The sequence below is a fragment of the Corynebacterium sp. 2571A genome (genome assembly GCF_055700935.1).
Genome location: NZ_JASTTE010000002.1, coordinates 358,391 through 375,147 on the forward strand (window position 1 = coordinate 358,391; position 16,757 = coordinate 375,147).

Annotated in this window: 15 protein-coding genes and 1 tRNA gene; 10 read left to right on the forward strand and 6 right to left on the reverse strand. The window is 68.2% G+C overall.

The window, feature by feature from the left end; translation table 11 throughout:
• Positions 1 to 16: 16 nt before the first annotated feature.
• Positions 17 to 784, reverse strand: a complete 768-nt coding sequence (locus QQS53_RS05105) for an IclR family transcriptional regulator (protein WP_472774828.1) — start codon at positions 782 to 784, stop codon at positions 17 to 19.
• 63 nt (positions 785 to 847) lie between these two features.
• On the opposite strand from QQS53_RS05105, the gene QQS53_RS05110 reads away from it, so the two are divergent.
• The 6 genes from QQS53_RS05110 to QQS53_RS05135 all read left to right on the forward strand — a co-directional run bounded on the left by QQS53_RS05110 (position 848) and on the right by QQS53_RS05135 (position 8,067).
• Entirely contained in the window at positions 848 to 2,137 is a 1,290-nt protein-coding gene (locus tag QQS53_RS05110; protein WP_472774829.1) for an MFS transporter, read from the forward strand.
• Between the two features lie 3 nt (positions 2,138 to 2,140).
• A complete protein-coding gene (locus QQS53_RS05115; protein ID WP_472774830.1) occupies positions 2,141 to 3,310 on the forward strand; it encodes an FUSC family protein in 1,170 nt (389 codons plus the stop codon).
• A 94-nt stretch (positions 3,311 to 3,404) separates the two neighbouring features.
• Positions 3,405 to 5,396 carry a calcineurin-like phosphoesterase C-terminal domain-containing protein gene (locus QQS53_RS05120; RefSeq protein WP_472774831.1) on the forward strand — a complete coding sequence of 664 codons (1,992 nt, stop codon included), beginning with the start codon at positions 3,405 to 3,407 and terminating at the stop codon, positions 5,394 to 5,396.
• Between the two features lie 194 nt (positions 5,397 to 5,590).
• Positions 5,591 to 5,851 (forward strand): FeoA domain-containing protein, encoded by a 261-nt coding sequence (locus QQS53_RS05125; RefSeq protein ID WP_472774832.1) that lies wholly within the window; start codon positions 5,591 to 5,593, stop codon positions 5,849 to 5,851.
• On the forward strand, positions 5,848 to 7,779 hold the full coding sequence (feoB, locus tag QQS53_RS05130; protein WP_472774833.1) for a ferrous iron transport protein B: 1,932 nt from the start codon (positions 5,848 to 5,850) through the stop codon (positions 7,777 to 7,779). The genes QQS53_RS05125 and feoB overlap by 4 nt, the downstream gene beginning before the upstream one ends.
• Before the next feature lie 15 nt (positions 7,780 to 7,794).
• The gene (locus QQS53_RS05135; RefSeq protein WP_472774834.1) at positions 7,795 to 8,067 is read left to right on the forward strand and encodes a hypothetical protein; all 273 of its coding nucleotides are present in this window, start codon (positions 7,795 to 7,797) and stop codon (positions 8,065 to 8,067) included.
• Here the strand turns inward: QQS53_RS05135 and QQS53_RS05140 are convergent.
• Genes QQS53_RS05140 through QQS53_RS05155 form a run of 4 tightly spaced genes read right to left on the reverse strand, consistent with a single transcriptional unit; the run spans position 8,060 to position 11,563 of the window.
• Positions 8,060 to 9,019 (reverse strand): glycine betaine ABC transporter substrate-binding protein, encoded by a 960-nt coding sequence (locus tag QQS53_RS05140; RefSeq protein ID WP_472774835.1) that lies wholly within the window; start codon positions 9,017 to 9,019, stop codon positions 8,060 to 8,062. The genes QQS53_RS05135 and QQS53_RS05140 overlap by 8 nt on opposite strands.
• Positions 9,016 to 9,771, reverse strand: a complete 756-nt coding sequence (locus tag QQS53_RS05145) for an ABC transporter permease (protein WP_472774836.1) — start codon at positions 9,769 to 9,771, stop codon at positions 9,016 to 9,018. The genes QQS53_RS05140 and QQS53_RS05145 overlap by 4 nt, the downstream gene beginning before the upstream one ends.
• Entirely contained in the window at positions 9,768 to 10,916 is a 1,149-nt protein-coding gene (locus tag QQS53_RS05150; protein ID WP_472774837.1) for an ABC transporter ATP-binding protein, read from the reverse strand. The genes QQS53_RS05145 and QQS53_RS05150 overlap by 4 nt, the downstream gene beginning before the upstream one ends.
• Positions 10,913 to 11,563 carry an ABC transporter permease gene (locus tag QQS53_RS05155; RefSeq protein WP_472774838.1) on the reverse strand — a complete coding sequence of 217 codons (651 nt, stop codon included), beginning with the start codon at positions 11,561 to 11,563 and terminating at the stop codon, positions 10,913 to 10,915. Before QQS53_RS05155 ends, QQS53_RS05150 begins: the two co-directional genes overlap by 4 nt.
• 153 nt (positions 11,564 to 11,716) lie before the next feature.
• Between QQS53_RS05155 and uriT the strand changes: the two genes are divergently transcribed.
• The 3 genes from uriT to QQS53_RS05170 are packed head-to-tail and all read left to right on the forward strand — an operon-like array spanning position 11,717 to position 15,179.
• Positions 11,717 to 13,135 (forward strand): uridine transporter UriT, encoded by a 1,419-nt coding sequence (gene uriT, locus QQS53_RS05160; RefSeq protein WP_472774839.1) that lies wholly within the window; start codon positions 11,717 to 11,719, stop codon positions 13,133 to 13,135.
• 17 nt (positions 13,136 to 13,152) lie between these two features.
• Positions 13,153 to 14,103 carry a uridine-preferring nucleoside hydrolase UriH gene (uriH, locus tag QQS53_RS05165; protein ID WP_472774840.1) on the forward strand — a complete coding sequence of 317 codons (951 nt, stop codon included), beginning with the start codon at positions 13,153 to 13,155 and terminating at the stop codon, positions 14,101 to 14,103.
• Positions 14,104 to 14,126: 23 nt separating this feature from the next.
• The gene (locus tag QQS53_RS05170; RefSeq protein WP_472774841.1) at positions 14,127 to 15,179 is read left to right on the forward strand and encodes an HNH endonuclease signature motif containing protein; all 1,053 of its coding nucleotides are present in this window, start codon (positions 14,127 to 14,129) and stop codon (positions 15,177 to 15,179) included.
• A 222-nt stretch (positions 15,180 to 15,401) separates the two neighbouring features.
• On the opposite strand, the gene QQS53_RS05175 is transcribed toward QQS53_RS05170, so the two are convergent.
• Positions 15,402 to 15,475, reverse strand: a tRNA-Ile gene (locus QQS53_RS05175).
• 111 nt (positions 15,476 to 15,586) lie between these two features.
• Between QQS53_RS05175 and QQS53_RS05180 the strand changes: the two genes are divergently transcribed.
• Entirely contained in the window at positions 15,587 to 16,696 is a 1,110-nt protein-coding gene (locus QQS53_RS05180; protein ID WP_472774842.1) for a trimeric intracellular cation channel family protein, read from the forward strand.
• The last annotated feature ends 61 nt before the right edge of the window (positions 16,697 to 16,757 follow it).

Here is a 16,757-nt window from a genome sequence, read left to right on the forward strand (position 1 = left end):
TTCCGCAGGCCGGAATTTAGGCCGGCTCCAGCTGGGCGGTCGCAGCAGACAGCGCCCGGACGGTGCGCAGCAGGGCGGCGGTGGTCTCCTGGTGTACCCGGCAGAAGCGTTGGGTGCGCACGGACACGCTTAAAGAGCCCAGGGTATCGCCCATGTCGTTTTTGAGTGCCACCCCGACGGCAGAGACGCCGGGTTCGAAAAGCGCGTGGGTGAGGGTGGCGCCGTGGCAGCGGTAGCGGTGGAGCTGCCGGCGCAGCGCGCGAAACTCGGCGTCCGGCATGCTGGGGTAGAGGGCGCGCAGCTCGCGCGGGGAGAGCTCGGCCAGGATGCACAGCCCGCCGGAGTTGCGGGTGGCGGGCATGATCTGCCCCAGCCGCGAGGTGACCGCCTCCGGGTGGCTGCCGGCCGGGGAGTAGACCACGCGCGTGACGGTGCCGGTGAGCACCTGCAGGTTGCAGGTGTCGCCGCATTCTGCGGCCAGAGCGTCGACGTGCCCGCGCACCGCGGCGGTCAGCCGCGCGCCGAGGCCGGGTTTGGCCAGGCCGGCGGTCAGCGCCGGGCCGGGAAGATAGGTGCGTGCCTCGGAGCGGGTGGCGAAGCCGCGGTAGACCAGCATCGCGAGCGAGCGGTGCACCGTAGACTCCGCGACACCCAGCCGCCGGGCCACGGGCTGGATCCTTATCGAGCCTTCGTCCCTGAGAATCAGCGTGAGCGTGAGCGCCAGATCCACGGACTGCACGTACTCGCGGGGCGCCGGCCCCAGGGATGGAGAGTAGGAAAGCATATCCTAAGTATGCCAGTTCCGGTGGGCGGGATTTCGTTGCCTCCCGCTTGGGCGGCGCCCACTATGTTCTCCATGTCTTCGACCACTTCTGCTTCTGTTCCTGCTTCGCCGGCGTCTGCTTCGCCGGCTTCTGCCGCACCGGCCGCCTCGCCGCGGGGGAGCGCGCTGGCCGCGGTGCTGGTGGGCTGGTTCTTCGTCATCTTCGACGGCTACGACCTCATCGTCTACGGCACCACCCAGAACGCGCTTATCGAGGAATGGGGCCTGAGCTTAGGGCACGCCGGAACGATTGGTTCGGCGGCCTTCGTCGGCATGGCCATCGGCGCGGTCGCCATCGGGCGCGTGTCGGACCGGGTGGGACGCAAAGCCGCGGTGCTGGGCTCCGTGTGCGTGTTCTCCCTGGCCACGGTCCTGTGCGCCGCCGCCCCGAACGCGCTGGTCTTCGCAGCGTTGCGTCTTATCGCCGGGATGGGGCTGGGCGGGTTAGTGCCCTCGGTCAACGCGATGGTCGCCGACCTCGTCCCGGCCCGCCGCGTGGCCGCCTGGTCCACGGTAATGATGTCCGGCGTCCCGCTCGGGGGAACGCTTGCCGCGGTCCTCGCGGGCGTCATCGTGCCCAGCGATCCCCACTGGGGCTGGCGCACCATGTACCTGCTGGGCGTTATCCCGCTGGTATGCGGTCTGCCGGTCGCCTGGAAGGTCCTGCCCGCTCACGCCCGCGCGGCTAGCGATGCCCCCAGCGCCGAATCGGCCGGCTTTCACCTCCTGTTGGGCAAGAAATACCGCGGCATGACCGCCTGGTTCACCGCGGCGAGCTTCGCCACGCTGCTGGCGTGGTTTGGCCTGGGCACCTGGCTGCCCAAGCTGATGACGGAGTCCGGCTACGACTTCGGCGCGGCTGTCCACTTCACCCTGGCGCTGAACCTGGGGGCGATCGCCGGGTCGGTGATAACGGCTTGGGCCGGCGACCGCTTCGGGCCCGTGCGCGCCGGGGCCTGCGCGGCCGCGGCGGCCGCGGGAGCCTTGGCGCTTTTGCTCACGAGCCCGGGCAGTGGGGCAGTCTTCGCCATCCTCGTGCTGGCCGGGGTGGGCACCCACGGCACGCAGATCCTCATCATTGCGGGCGTGGCGCGGATGTATCCACCCCAGGTCCGCGGCACGGCCCTGGGGTGGGCCTCCGGCGTGGGCCGGATTGGTGCGGTAGTCGCACCGCAGATGGCGGGCCTGTTGCTGGAAGCCGGACTCGGGGTCGGCTCCAATTACCTCATGTTCGCCTCGGCAGCCGGGGTATCGGCGGCGTCGCTACTCGTGCTCACGATGCTCTATCTGCCCCGCGTATCCGCTAAAATCTAGCTCGTGGCAAGAGCAAAGCATGTGGCGAAGGCGTTGACAATCGGTAAGGTCCGGCAGGGGCTGGGGCGGTTGCGCTCCAACTGGATGTATATCATCCAGATCGGCCTGGCAGCTGGCCTGGCCTTTGGCTTCTCGCACTACGTCATCGGGCACGCGTTGCCCTTTTTCGCCCCGATGTCGGCCGTCATCGTCTACTCGGCCGCCGGGGACCGCGTGCGTAAATCCATGGAGCTGGTCGTCGGCGTCACCCTGGGGGTGGGCGTAGGCGACGGGCTCATCTACTTCGTGGGTACCGGCGCCTGGCAGATCGCGGTCGGGGTGGCCGTCGCCGTGGCCCTGGCGACCTTCGTCGACCGCGGCGCCTTGGTGGCCAACCACGCGGCCTTTGCCGCGGTGCTGATCGCCACCATCCTGCCGCCGGAGACCTCCGGGGGTACTGACCGCATGGTGGATTCCCTGGTCGGCGGCATGGTCGCGCTGCTAGTCATGGCACTGCTGCCGGCCTCGCCGCTGCGCAACGGCCGCCGGGAGGTCGCGCGCATCCTGGGGCTGACCGGCTCCATCCTGGACGAGGTCGCCCAGGCAACGCAGGCCCGCGACGCCGCCGGCATCGCCCGCGCCCTGGAGCGCGCCCGCGGCAGCCAGGCCAACGTCAACAAGATGATCACCGAGGCCAACAACTCCCGGGAGGTCATCTTCGCCTCCCCGCTGCTGGTCAAGCAGCGCGAGGACATGCGCGTGCTTTTGGGGCTGCTCAACAACGTGGACAACGCCATGCGCAACACGCGCGTGCTCTCCAGGCGGGCCCACGTGGCCGTGCTGGATAGCGAGCCGATTACCGACGAGCTCATCGAGCTGCTGCGCGATGCCGCCGAGCTGACTACCCAGCTCTCCGACGCCATCCTGAGCGATCCGGACTTCGCCGATTCCACCACGATCTCCGAGCTGACCACGGGCCTGCGCCGCCTGGCCGCCCAGACCGGGGTGGAGCTGGTCCACGCCCAGGACATCTCCCGCGGCATTTCCACCACGGTCATGCTGGCGCAAGTGCGCTCCCTGCTCGTCGACCTGATGGGGGTGTGCGGGTGTAGCCACGAGGAGGCATCGTCGGCGCTGACCCCGACCACCCCGACGCCGGGCTACGAGCCCCACGTCTGGAAAGACGATTGTTAACTTAGTCGAAAGCTAAAATTCAAAGCGCGGTTACGCGCGGCCCCTAGAGTGTGCGGGCGTACCTGTCTCCCTCACACTTGAATGGATATTTGTCATGGCTCACCGCCGCTACCGCTCCGTTGCCGCCATCTCCGCACTCACCCTGTCCCTGTCCACCCTCACCGTGCCCACCGCGCTGGCCGACGACGGCCTCTACCGCGGCGCAGTCGAGGTCGTCCCCGCCGCTGACGACGCCGTCCGCGACACCCTCACCGGCACCGTCTTCAACGACACCAACCGCAACTCCACCCAGGACGACGACGAGGCCCCCATCGAGGGCGTGGCCGTCTCCAACGGCCGCGAGGTCGTGACCACCGACGCCGAAGGCCGCTACGACATCCCCGTCGACGACAACACCACCGTTTTCATCACCCAGCCGGCCGGCTACCAGGTGCCCGTCGACGACGACAACGTCGCGCAGTTCTTCTACAACCACGTCCCGGAAGGCTCCCCGGAGCTGAAATACGGCGGCATCGAGGCCAGCGGCGGCACCCCGGAGGCCGTCAACTTCCCGCTCGTGACCGACCCGGACTCCGCCCTGAACAACCAGCGCTGCCTCATCGGCGGCGACATCCAGACCTACGCCAAGGACGAAGTCGGCTACGCCCGCACCGGCGCTTTCACCGATCTCAGCCAGCGCGACGACTTCACCAACTGCGGCGCGCTTTTTATCGGCGACGTCGTCGGCGACGACCTCTCCCTCTACCCGGACACCCGCGAGCTGACCGGCATGCTTAACTCGCCGGCGCGCTTCCTGCCCGGCAACCACGACCTGGACTTCGACGCCGACGCCGAGCACAAATTCGACACCTACCGCCAGGAATTCGGCCCGGCCTACCACTCCTACGACGTGGGCAACGCGCACATCATCTCCCTGGAATCCGTCGAATACCCCGTAGACGGCGAGCAGTACAACGGCGCCATCGATGCCGACCAGATGGCCTGGCTCCGCGCCGACATCGAGCGCACGCCCGAGGACAAGGTCATCGTGCTCGCCTCCCACATCCCGCTGTTTTCCTTCTCCGACTCCGGCTCCGCCCGCCACCAGGTCGACCAGGTCAAGGAGATCGCCGAGCTGGTCGAGGGCCGCGAGACCATCGCGGTGAGCGGCCACACCCACGCCGTGGCCAACATGCGCGCCGGCGACAGCACCCAGGAGTGGAAGGACACGCTTGGCGTGGACGAGCTGCCGTTTACCAACATCGTGGCCGGGGCCATCTCCGGCGACTGGTACTCCGGCGAGATGGGGGACAACGGCGTGCCGAAGTCCTACGGCCGCGACGGCTCCAAGCCGGGCGTGCTCTCCCTGGACATCAACGGCTCCGAGGTCAGCGAGTTCTTCACGCCGGTCGGAGGCGACGACAACGATCAGATGAACGTCTCCCTGAACACCCCGCGCTACCGCGAGTGGTACGACGAGACCATCGAGTACGACGGCTCCCGGGCCAAGAAGGGCGGCGAGAAGCCGGCCTTCGACAACCCCGAGCAGGTGGGCGCCGAGGAGCTGGACGGGTCCTACCTGACCACCAACTTCTTCATGGGCGCTACCGGCTCCACCGTCGAGGTCTCCTTCGACGGCGCGGATGCCGTTGAGGCCGAGCGCACCCAGCCCATGCAGGGCGAGGAGCAGCGCTACGGCGCCGAGTACTCCGACCCCCTGGCCGTGCAGGCCCAGGCCGTCCATGGCGGCAGCATCGCAGACCGCGCCGCCCACATCTGGCGCGCGCCGCTGCCCGACGACCTGGAGGGCGGCACCCACACCGCCCAGGTCACCGCCACCGACGTCCACGGTAACACCTACACCAAGGACTACGAGTTCGTCGTCGGCGAGGCTGACCAGGACGGCCAGGGCGGCCAGGACGGGGACGGCTCGTCCGCGGGCTCCTCCGATGACCTGAGCAGCGGGTCCAGCGGGTCCAGCCAGGGCGGCACCGTCGCTGCCGTGGTGGGCCTGGTCGGCATCATCGCCGCGGTCGGCGCGCTGAGCACCCCGGCGGTCATGGAACAGCTGCGCGGCTTCGCCCGCCAGCTGGGCATCCGTCTGTAAAACCGCGCCGTGCGCTGCGGCGACGCCACGGCGCGGGGCGGGGAAGTGACCGGGAAGATAGGTAAGGGTCTACTTGGTCACAGAGGCGTCGAAAATTTGGGTAGGTTTGGCTAACGCGGAGTAGCTTAAAGGGTGTTATAAGCCTTTGGCACGCGGCTTGGTGACGCGCGCCACCTACCGAAAGGACGATGGCCATGCCAGCCATTGCTTCCCGGGCCCAGCGCCCGCCCCGCGGGAGGCGGGGAACCTCGCTAGTTTTAACCCCCGCCAACCTGGAGCACCTGCGCCAGTACAACGCCCCGCTGGCTAATCGCCTGGCGGAGCTGGGGCTGCGCGCCGGGGCGCAGGTCGAGATTGGGCCGGCCGTGGCGGGCGGGTCGCGCATCGTGAGCGTGGGCACCTGCCGCTACGCCGTCGATGCCCACACCCTGCGCCTGCTGGAGGTGCTGGCATGACCACCGCCACCTGCCACGGCAACCCGAGCGGGGCACTCGCCCCGGAAGGCTCGCCCATCGTCGCGCTGGTCGGCGCGCCCAACTCCGGCAAGTCCACCCTGTTTAACGCCCTGACCGGAGCGCGCGCCCAGACCGGCAACTGGCCGGGCACGACCGTGGAAATCAGCCGCGGCGCCTGGCGGCTGGGCACGGACACCCAGGCCGACGTCATCGACTTCCCGGGCGCGTATTCCCTGGAGCCGCTCAGCCCCGACGAGGCGCTGACCCGCGACATGCTTCTCGATGCCCCACCCTGCCACCGCCCCGATCTGGTGATCGTGGCCGTCGACGCTACCGCCGTCGCCCGCGGGCTCAACATCGCCTTCCAGCTCGCCGGCGAGCCCTACCGGATTATCGTCGCGCTGACCAAGCTGGACGTGGCCAAAGCGCGGGGCCTGCGTGTGGACGTGGACGCGCTTTCGGCCGCCACCGGCCTGCCCATGGTCGCGGTGGACCCGCGCCGCCGCGACGGGATGTCCCGCGTGCGCGCGGCCGTCAACGCCGCCCTGGCAAGCAGCCCGGAGGCGCTGCGCCCGGACGACACCCCGGACCAACGCTTCCTCGACCTGGACGCCGCCGCCCGCGCCGCCGTCACCCAGGACCACGAGGTCACCACGCTCACGCAGCGCCTCGACAAGGTGGCCCTGCACCCGGTGGCCGGCCCGCTGCTGTTTATGGCCGTGATGTGGCTGGTCTTCCAAATCACCACCACCGTCGCCGGGCCCCTCCAAGACGGGCTGGAGGCCTTCGTCTCCGGGCCGGTCTCCGGCGCGGTCACCGCGGCCCTCGGCGCGCTCGGCTGGGACCACCCGTTGGTCACGGGTCTCATCGTCGACGGGCTGGTCGGCGGCGTCGGCATGGTGCTGACGTTTGCGCCGCTGATGGCGCTGATGTTTATCTGCCTCGCGGTGCTGGAGGACTCCGGCTACATGGCCCGGGCGGCGGTGGTCACCGACCGCGTCATGCGGGCCATCGGCCTGCCGGGCAAGGCTTTTATCCCCATCGTCGTCGGCTTCGGCTGCAACGTGCCGGCCATTTCGGCCACCCGCGTGCTGGGCACCCCGCGCCACCGCATCCTGACCTGCCTGCTCATCCCGTTTACCTCCTGCTCGGCGCGCCTGGTCGTCTTCGTGATGCTGGCCAGCACCTTCTTCCCAGAACACGCCGGGTCCGTGGTCTTTGCCATGTACGTCATCTCCATTGCGCTGGTGGTACTCACCGGCCTGCTGCTGCGGCACACCCTCTGGCGCGCGATGCCGTACGAGCCCCTAGTCATCGACCTGCCGACCTACCAGGTCCCGACCCCGCGCCTGGCGCTGGCGGTCATGTGGACCCGGCTCAAGGGCTTCTTGCGCACCGCCGGCGGCATCATCGTCGCCACCGTCGTGGTGGTCTGGATGCTCATGGCCCTGCCGGTTTCCACCGCCCAGCTAGACGAGGCCACGGCGGGAGAACTCGCCGTCGAAGACTCCGCCTACGGCGCGCTTGCCGATGCCGCCGCCCCCATCTTCGCCCCCGCCGGCTTCGATTCCTGGTCCCTGACCGGGCCGCTGGTCACCGGCTTCGTGGCCAAGGAGGCGCTGATTTCCACCTGGGCGCAGACCTACTCCGTCGATGATGTCACCGACGCCGAGCCAGACGAGCAGGCCCACAGCAGCCTGAGCGACCACGTGCGCGCCGACTTCGACGCCGCCTCCGGCGGCCACGCCCGCGCCGCGGTCTGGGCCTACATGCTCTTCCTCCTGGCCTATACCCCCTGCGTGGCCACGCTGGCGGCCCAGCGCCGCGAGGTCGGCTGGCGCTGGACGCTGTTCGGCTTCGGCGTGCAGCTGGTCCTAGCCTGGACGCTGGCCGTGGCGGCCTTCCAGATCCTGCGGTTGTGGTTCTGACGGGGCGTGGCTCAAATGACTGACACACGTACATCCCCTCTGGCCGCCGTGCGCGAGCTCATCGGCCGCGGGGTTACCTCCCGCGCCGAGGTCGCCGCGCGCAGCGGGCTGGACGCCGGCGTCGTCGACGCCATCCTCGATCACCTGCTGGCCACCGGCGGACTCGTACCCGAGCCGGTCTCCGGCTGCCCGTCCGGCGGCTGCGGCGGCTGCGCGGCCGCTGGCACCTGCCCCAGCGCCGCCGGTGGGGCGCGCCGCGGGCCGGTGCTGCTGAAGCTGATTAACTAATCAGGCCCTCTTCGCGCAGGAAGTCGTAGGCGACGGTGGCATAATCCTCGCCGTCGACGTCCACGCGCGCGTTGAGCTGCTGCATCCGCTCATCGGTCAGGATGTCGGAGAGGGGAGCCAGCAGCTCGGCGATTTCGGGGTTTTCCTCCATGACCTCGGTGCGCACCACCGGGGCCATGTTGTACTTCGGGAAGAACCCCTTCGGATCGCTCAAGACGTGAAGGTCGAGCGCGTCGATGCGCCCGTCGGTCGCAAAGACCGAGCCCATCCGGCACTCGCCGCGGTCGAGGGCCGCATACACCGCGCCGGAATCCATCTCCAGCAGGCGCTCCCGGCTGGGCTGCTCCACGCCGTAGGCATCCAGCATGGGCATCAGGCCGTCGTTGCGGGCGATGAACTCCGCGTCCGAGCAGATGGTCTGTTCCTCGACCGGCAGCTTGGAGATGTCATCCAGCGACTCGATGCCGTATTCCCGCGCCGTGTCCTCGCTGACAGCCAGGGCGTAGGTGTTGTTCATCGGCGCGGGCGGCAGCCAGGTGAGCCCGTTGGCGGCATCGGCGTCCTTGACGGCTTCGTATTGTTGCTGGGTGTCCGGGATGGGGTCCGTCTTGCCCAGGTAGGTAATCCACGCCGTGCCGGTGTACTCGAACATCATGTCCATGTCCCCGGCGACCAGCGCCTGGCGCGCCGAGGTCGAGCCCGGCACGTTGGTCAGGTCCTGGACATCCGCGCCGGCCGACTGCAGCAGGATAGCGCCGATCTTGCCCAGGATGATCTGCTCGGTGAAATTCTTCGAACCGATGGAGACGTTGGTGCCCGATAAATCGATATCCGAAAGCTCCCCGTCGAGCTCGGCTGTCGGCACGAACCCGCCCGCGGTGCCCAGCCCGCAGCCGCCCAGGGCCAGTGTGGGCACCAGGCAGGCGGCGGCGATTAGCGTGCGAAACTTCATGCGTTCATCCCCTTCGGAGTCAGGGCCACTTCCAGCAGCCGGCCCACCCACTCGACGGCCAGAGCCAAGGCCGCGATGAGCACCGCGCCGGAGACCAGAATGGAGTTGCGGTACAGGTTAATGCCGGTAGTGATCAGCCCGCCGAGCCCGCCGGCGTCAATAAACGTGGCGAAGGCCCCGGCGCCGACCAAAAGCACCAGGGAGGTGCGCACGCCGGTCATAATCACCGGCAGGGCCATGGGCAGCTCGACTTTGAGCAGGACCTGGGCCGGCGACATCCACAGCCCCCGGGCGGCCTCCACCAGCGCGGGATCCACCCCGCGCAGGCCGGCTACCACGTTGGCCAGCACCGGCAGGAAGGCGTAGACCCACAGGCCCGCAATCGCTACCGGCGGGCCGAAGCCCAACCAGATGGCCAGCAAAACAATGACGCCGATGACCGGGGCGGCCTGCCCGATATTGGCCAGGCCCGTAGCCAGCGGAGCGAGGAATTTCGTGGCCGGGCGCGTGAGCACGATGCCCAGCGGCACCGCCGTGACCACCACCAGCACGGCGGTCACCACCACGATCTGGAGGTGCTCGAGCGCTAGGTAGCCGACGTTAGACAGGTCCAGGGTGCGCGCCTCGATGTCGTCGAGGTCCGCCGCCTGATGCCACATAAACCACCCGACGAGCGCGGCCGCCACGAGCACCGGGATGCCCACCATCAGCAGGCGGTTTTCCGCCGAGGCGTGAGTCAGTTTTTCTTTCATTTCTCGCTGTCACCCGCCTCCGCCTTCAGGGTGCGCACGTAGTCATTGACCGTGTCGTAGAGCAGCACGCCGATGAATTTCCCGCGCCGGGTGACCATCGCGCCGCCGTGGGAGGACACGAGCATGGCCGACATGGCATCGCTCAGCGTGGAGCGGGCGCCGACCACCGAGGACAATTCCACGGTGGGCTCTGGCAGCACTTGGTGGCGCTGCACCTGGCGCAGCGTGACCCACTCGCGCGGCCGGTCCTTGTCATCGAGCACGACCACGGTGTCCTCGCCGGCGGCGCGGGCCCGGGCGACAACCTCGTCGGCCGGCTCGCCGATGCGCGCCACCGGCGGATCCCACAGCTCCATCTCCTCGACGCGCTTCAGGCTCAACTGCTTGAGCGTCGAGCCGGAGCCGATGAAGTCCTCGACGAACTCGTTGGCGGGGGCGGCCAGGATGTTTTCCGGGGTATCGTACTGCGCGATCTGCGCGCCGGGCTGCAGGATCAGGATGCGGTGGCCGAGCTTGACCGCCTCATCGATGTCGTGGGTGACGCAGACGATGGTCTTGCCCAGATCCGACTGGATATTGACCAGCTCGTCCTGCAGGCGCGTGCGGGTGATCGGATCCACGGCACCGAAAGGCTCATCCATCAGTACCACCGGCGGGTCGGCCGCCAGGCCGCGGGCCACGCCCACGCGCTGCTGCTGGCCGCCCGAGAGCTCCCGGGGGAAGCGCTCCCGGTAGACGGAAGGATCCAGCCCGACCATGTCGAGCAGCTCGTCGACGCGCTGGGCGGTTTTCGACTTCGGCCACTTGAGCAGGTGCGGGACGATGGCGATGTTGTCCGCCACCGTCATGTGCGGCATCAGGCCGCCGCCCTGGATGACGTAGCCGATTTCGCGGCGCAGGCGGGTCGGGTCCTTGGCCGTGGCGTCCTCGCCGTTGATGAGGATCCGCCCGCTGGTCGGCTCGACCAGCCGGTTAATCATCTTCAGCGAGGTGGTCTTGCCGCAGCCAGACGGGCCGACGAAGGCCACGAGCTCGCCGCGCGGGATGGTCAGCGAGAGGTTATCGACGGCCGGGGAGCCCTGGCCGGGGTAGGACTTGGTGATGGCGTCGAAGACGATCTCGGCGCCAGTAGAACTATCAGTCATGCGGAAATCCCCTTCGAGGTCGTGAGTTTCTGGAGGCCGGCGAGGCAGGCATCGACGACCAAGGCGACGATGACCACGCCGAGCGTGCCGACGAGCGCGTAGTTGAGCGCGTTGGCGCCGCCGATCTGGCTAAGCCCGGAGTAGATATAGCTACCCAGGCCGGGCCCCAGCGCGTAGGCGGCGATGGCGGCCACGCCCATCGACAGCTGCGTGGAGACCCGGATGCCGGTCATGATGACCGGCCACGCCAGCGGCAGCCGCACGCGGAACAAGACCGCGGCCGGCGACATGCCCTGCCCGCGGGCGGATTCCACCACGGCCGCGTCCACGCCTTGCAGCCCGACGATGGCGTTGCGCAGGATGGGCAGCACGGCGTAGAAAACCACCAGCGCCACCGACGGGACCGTGCCGATGCCGAAGAGCGGAATCGCCAGGCCCAGCAACGCCAGCGAGGGCAGCGTCAGCCCGATGGACGACAGCGCGTTGGCCGCGGCGGTCGCCTTCGACGAGCGGGTGACCAGCACCGCGATGACCAGCGCGATGACCAAGGCCACGGCCACCGACTGGACCACCAGGCTGGTGTGCTGGAACGCGCGAAAAGCGATGTCCTGCCACCGGGCTCCGATGAATTCTGCGAGACCGTTCATGGGGTCAACCCTTCACAAATAAAGAAAGATAAAACCATATGCCCAGCATACAGGCCTACGCGCGGCGGGCCGGCTCCGCGATCTGGTCTGGCGGTGCAATGCCTAATATCCTTTTAGCTAACAAACCCGTCACATCCAGTAGAAAGAGTAGTCATGCACACTACTGCCGAACCCCGGCCGCTTGCCCTCAAACAGGTGGTCCCACTCATGGTCGCGTTGCTGGCGGCGGTCTTCGCCTTCCAGCTCAACGCCTCCATGCTCTCGCCCGCGCTGGCCACCATGGAAGCCGAGCTGGGGGCGACGACCTCCCAGATCGGCATGACGCAGACGGCGTTTTTCACAGCCGCGGCGCTGTTCTCTCTCTTCCTGCCGCGGTGGGGTGATCTCATTGGCCGCCGCAAGGTCCTGGTCGGCATGATGACGATTACCGGCATCGGCTGCCTGGTGGCGGCGCTGGCGCCGAACGTGACCATCCTGCTGCTGGGCCGCGTCATCCAGGGCGTGGCGGGACCGACGGTGCCGCTGACGCTGATTATGCTGCGCCAGCAGGTCGCCAACGAAAAGCAGTACGCCCTGCTGCTGGGCGTGCTGACCTCCGTCAACGGCGGCATCGCGGGTGTGGACGCCCTGGCCGGCGGCTTCCTGGCGGACCACTTCGGCTTCCGCTCCGTGTTCTGGACGATGGCCGTTATCTGCGCCCTGGCCGTCATCGGCGTGCGCGGCTGGACGCAGGAATCCGTGGCGGACGCGACCATCTCCATGGACTGGGCGGGCATCGCGCCGCTGGCCGTGGCGCTGGGCTGCGTGCTCACTGCTTTCAACGAGGCCGGCAAGCTTGCCGATGCCAACTGGCTCCTCGTCGTCATCCTCCTCCTGGTCGGCGCGGTCTGCCTGGTGGTTTTCTGGAACATCGAAAAGCGCGTGCGCCACCCCTTGGTCACCGTGGACTACCTCAAGCAGCGCCGCACCTGGGCGCTGCTGTCGACGACTTTGCTGACGATGACCGGCGTCTTCGCCGTCATGAACGGGCTCATCCCGAACCTGGCCCAGGACGCCGAGGTCGGCGCCGGCCTGGGCGCGGACGTCGTCTCCTTCTACACGCTGACCCCGTACGCGCTGGCCGGCCTGGTCTTCGGGCCTATCGCCGGCTGGATGGCCGCGCAGGTCGGCTACAAATTCGTGCTGCAAACCGGCCTGATCGGCACGGTCGTCGGCCTCATCGTCACCGTCTTCATCGTGGGCAACCCCGGCAAGCTGTCGCTGCTTCTCGTCTCGCTGTTTATCGGTATCACCTACGCGGGTATTGCCAACATCATGCTTAACGGGCTGGGCATCGTTTTGTCCCCGGCGGACAACCAGGGCTACCTGCCCGGCATGAACGCCGGCGCCTTCAACCTGGGCGCGGGCCTGAGCTTCGCCATTCTCTTCGGCGTGGCCGGCTCCTTCGACTCCGGCTACCACGCGGGCCTGGTCACCGGCTGTATCATTTTGGCAGCGGCGTTGGCCATGAGCCTGCTCATCCCGAAGCCGGAATCCATAGGCGACACGGTCGCGGCCGCCAACCACGACTAGGAGATTGGTAGAAGAAGATGACCAAGATAATTCTGGACTGCGATCCCGGGCACGACGATGCCGTCGCCCTGCTACTGGCCCTGGGCAACCCCGGCATCGACCTGCTGGGGGTGACCACCGTCGGCGGCAACCAGACCCTCGACAAGGTCACGCGCAACGCGCAGGTCGTCCTCGAGCTGGCCGGCCACACCGAGGTGCCCGTCTACCCGGGCTGTAACCGCCCGCTGGTACGCGACGTCGAGGTCGCCGAAGACATCCACGGCTCAACCGGCATGGACGTGCGCGGCATCGAGCTGCCCGAGCCTACCGTCGCGGTGCACGACTCCCACGCGGTGGATTTCATCATCGAGACCGTCATGTCCGCAGAGCCCGGCACGGTCACCCTCGTGCCGACGGGCCCGCTGACCAATATTGCGCTGGCGGCGCGGAAGGAACCGCGCATCGTTGAGCGTGTGCGCGAGGTCGTCCTCATGGGCGGCGGCTACCACCAGGGCAACTGGTCCGCGGTGGCGGAGTTCAACATCAAGGTCGACCCGGAGGCCGCACACATCGTCTTCGGCGAGGCCTGGCCCGTGACCATGGTGGGCCTGGACCTGACCCACCAGGCGCTGGCCACCGCCGAAGTTGAGGAGCGCTTCCGCGCGATGGGTACCCAGCTGGGCGACTTCGTGGTCGGCCTGTTCGGCTTCTTCCGCGAGGCCTACCGCGAAAACCAGGGCTTCGACGACCCGCCGGTCCACGACCCGTGCACGATTGCCTACCTCATCGACCCGGCCATCGTGCGCACGGTCAAGGCCCCGGTCCAGGTGGAACTTTCCGGCGCGTTGACCACCGGCATGACGGTCACGGACTTCCGCGCCCCAGCCGGCGAGGACTGCCACACCCAGGTCGCCACGACGCTCGACCACGCGGCCTTCTGGGACCTGGTCGTGGACGCCGTCGGCGCCCTTTCCGGTTGCGAGGACTAGCCGGCTGTTTTAGAGTCGGCCCCATGACATCGGGGGATTGTTTGCAGCGCTTCCTGGCTGCCAGCGCGCAGCCGGGCATCGCCGTCATTGAGGGCGCCTGGCACGCCGACTGGGCCGGCCTGCGCGCCGACATGACGCAGAACCAGGACGAAGTCGAGCGCGTCATCGGCCTAGCCCAGACGCTGTTCGGGCGCGTTAACAACAGCCGCCGCCAGCGCCGCGTGCGCGCCAACGCCGAGCGGCTCGGCCACGGCCTGCAGGTCCTCGACGTGGTCTGCGGGGTGCTGCGGCGGGTGAAAAACAAAAACGACGCCTGGCGCATCATGGAGGAGCTGTCCGCCCTCGAGCTGGGCGCCGCCGGAATGCGCCGGGCCGCTGCCCGGAAGGTCCGCGCCGCCGCCCCCAAGCCGGAGCCGGTGCCGGGCGTGGTCTATACCCGCTCCACCGCGGGCCTGTGGGCCATGCGCCTGGTCGCCGACGCCGGGCTTGTCGCCGACATCAAAGCCCACGTCAAAGACGTCGACGATGCCCGCGCGCTGTTCACCGGGGAGGGCAGCGCCGAGCGCTCCCAGGTCACCACCAACGTGGTGCTCAACCTGGAGGACTTCGGCGAGCTGGTCTCCGGCGGGGCGGGCGAGGACATCGCCGTCCAGCTGACCAACGGCGCTGTCATCAGCGGCGCCGAACTGGTCACCCGCGCGCTTGGCGATGCCGGCTACGTCGGCGTCTTCGACCCCGTCGCAGGTCCCGTCAACCTCTACCGCGATAGCCGCCTGGCCTCCTGGAAGCAGCGGCGCCTGGCGATGATGGAACACCCCGTCTGCGCCTGGCCGCAATGCCTGGCCGGCGCCGACGAATGCCAGGTTCACCACATCCGGCCCTGGTTCTCGGGCGGGCCGACCAACCAGGACAACCTGGCCACCCTGTGCCCGCACCACAACGGCGCGAACGAGGACGGCGTGGACAACCCGAAAAAGCGCGGGCGCATGGCCCGGGTGCGCGGCAAGACCGTCTGGGTGCCGCCGCAGCGCCCACCCGATGCCCCAGCCGCTGGGGCCGCCGCTGCCCGGGCCTAAACGGCGCGCGTTCAAGAGCGCGGATCGACGGCGCGAGCCTAAAACACCGCAATCCCAAAAACGGGAAACACGACACAGACGAGGCGTTCGCGGGAAAATGGCCCACGAACGCCCCGTCGGCGTGTCCAAAACTGCCTGCCTTGAACTGCCTGCCTCAAACGGCGCATCTAGAGGCGCTTTTAGGCGCGCCCAGGCGCCTTGTGACAGGCGCCTTGTGAGCAGTGGGGCCAGCGGGGCTCGAACCCGCGACCAACGGATTATGAGTCCGTAGCTCTAACCGACTGAGCTATAGCCCCTTATAACCGCGCGCAGCGCTGGAAGCTAGTGTAGCGGGGCGGACCTGCCGGGTAAGAAACCGGGGGTGTGGTGCCCGCGGCGGGGGGTGGGGTGGTTCTAGAATCAGCAGTATGACGGTCGAAGAGGTAGACCCCCTAATCACCGCGATGTACCGCTGGTCCGATGTCAGCGGCGTGCTGCTGATGGGCATCATCGGCGGCACGATTGCGCGCCAGCGGGGCTACGACATCGTGGGCTTTTTCTTCATCGCGCTGTTCTCGGCGCTGGGCGGCGGCATGATCCGCGACGTGCTGATCAACCGCGGCACCGTCGCCGCCATGAGCGAGCCGGAGTACCTCATCCTCGCCTTTACCGGCGCGCTGATTGCCCGTTTCGTCTATTTCAAGGGCAAGACCTGGGAATTTTTCGAAGTCCACGGCGACGCCCTGGTCTCCGCGCTGTGGGCGGCCACCGGCGCGGTGAAAGCCATTACCTACGGCCTGCCGGTCTTGCCGTGCATCATGATGGGCGTGTTCACCGCCACGGGCGGGTCCATGATCCGCGACACCGTCACCGGCCGCACGCCGGCCGTCTTCGGCGATAACCGCCCCACCGTCATCCCGGCGGTGGCCTGCGCCGTCACGGTGCTGGTGGCCCACCACTTCGGCTTCATGGCCGTCGGCATGGTGGTCGGGCCGATTATCAGCTTCGTGCTGACCCTGTGGGGCTACTGGGGCAACTGGCGCGTCTCCACGAACCAGGAATGGGCGCCGGTGAATGATACGGCGGCGCAGATGGCATCGTTGGCCAAGAAGGCCGAGCACAAGGGCCGGGCCGTGGGCCGGCGGCTGGAGCCGGGCAAGCTGCGGCGGTGGCGGCATCGGCAGATGGAAAAGGCGCTCAAGCGGCGCATCGAGGCCGAGGTCAGCAAAGGCGCGCGCCGCGCGGACGCGGAGACCGCCGCCGACGAGTTCATGGAGGAATTCACCTCCGAATTCGCTGCCGTGGATCCCACCGCGCTCAACGATGCCCCCGCCTCCGACACCGACACCTCGAGCGACGACGGCCTGCTGTCCGGCATGGGCGTGGACCTGGCCGGCGACTCCTACGACAGCTACCACAGCGACGACTCTGAGCACCGCGACATGCTCGACCGCATCTTGGCCGACGACGAGCTGACCGACGAGCTCATCGAGCGCCTGGTCAAGCGCTACGAGCAGCGCGGTGACAAGAATGATTAAAAACCTGAAAACAGCGCGCAGTTGCGTGGCATTAAACGTTCAGGTTGACGGACTAATTTAG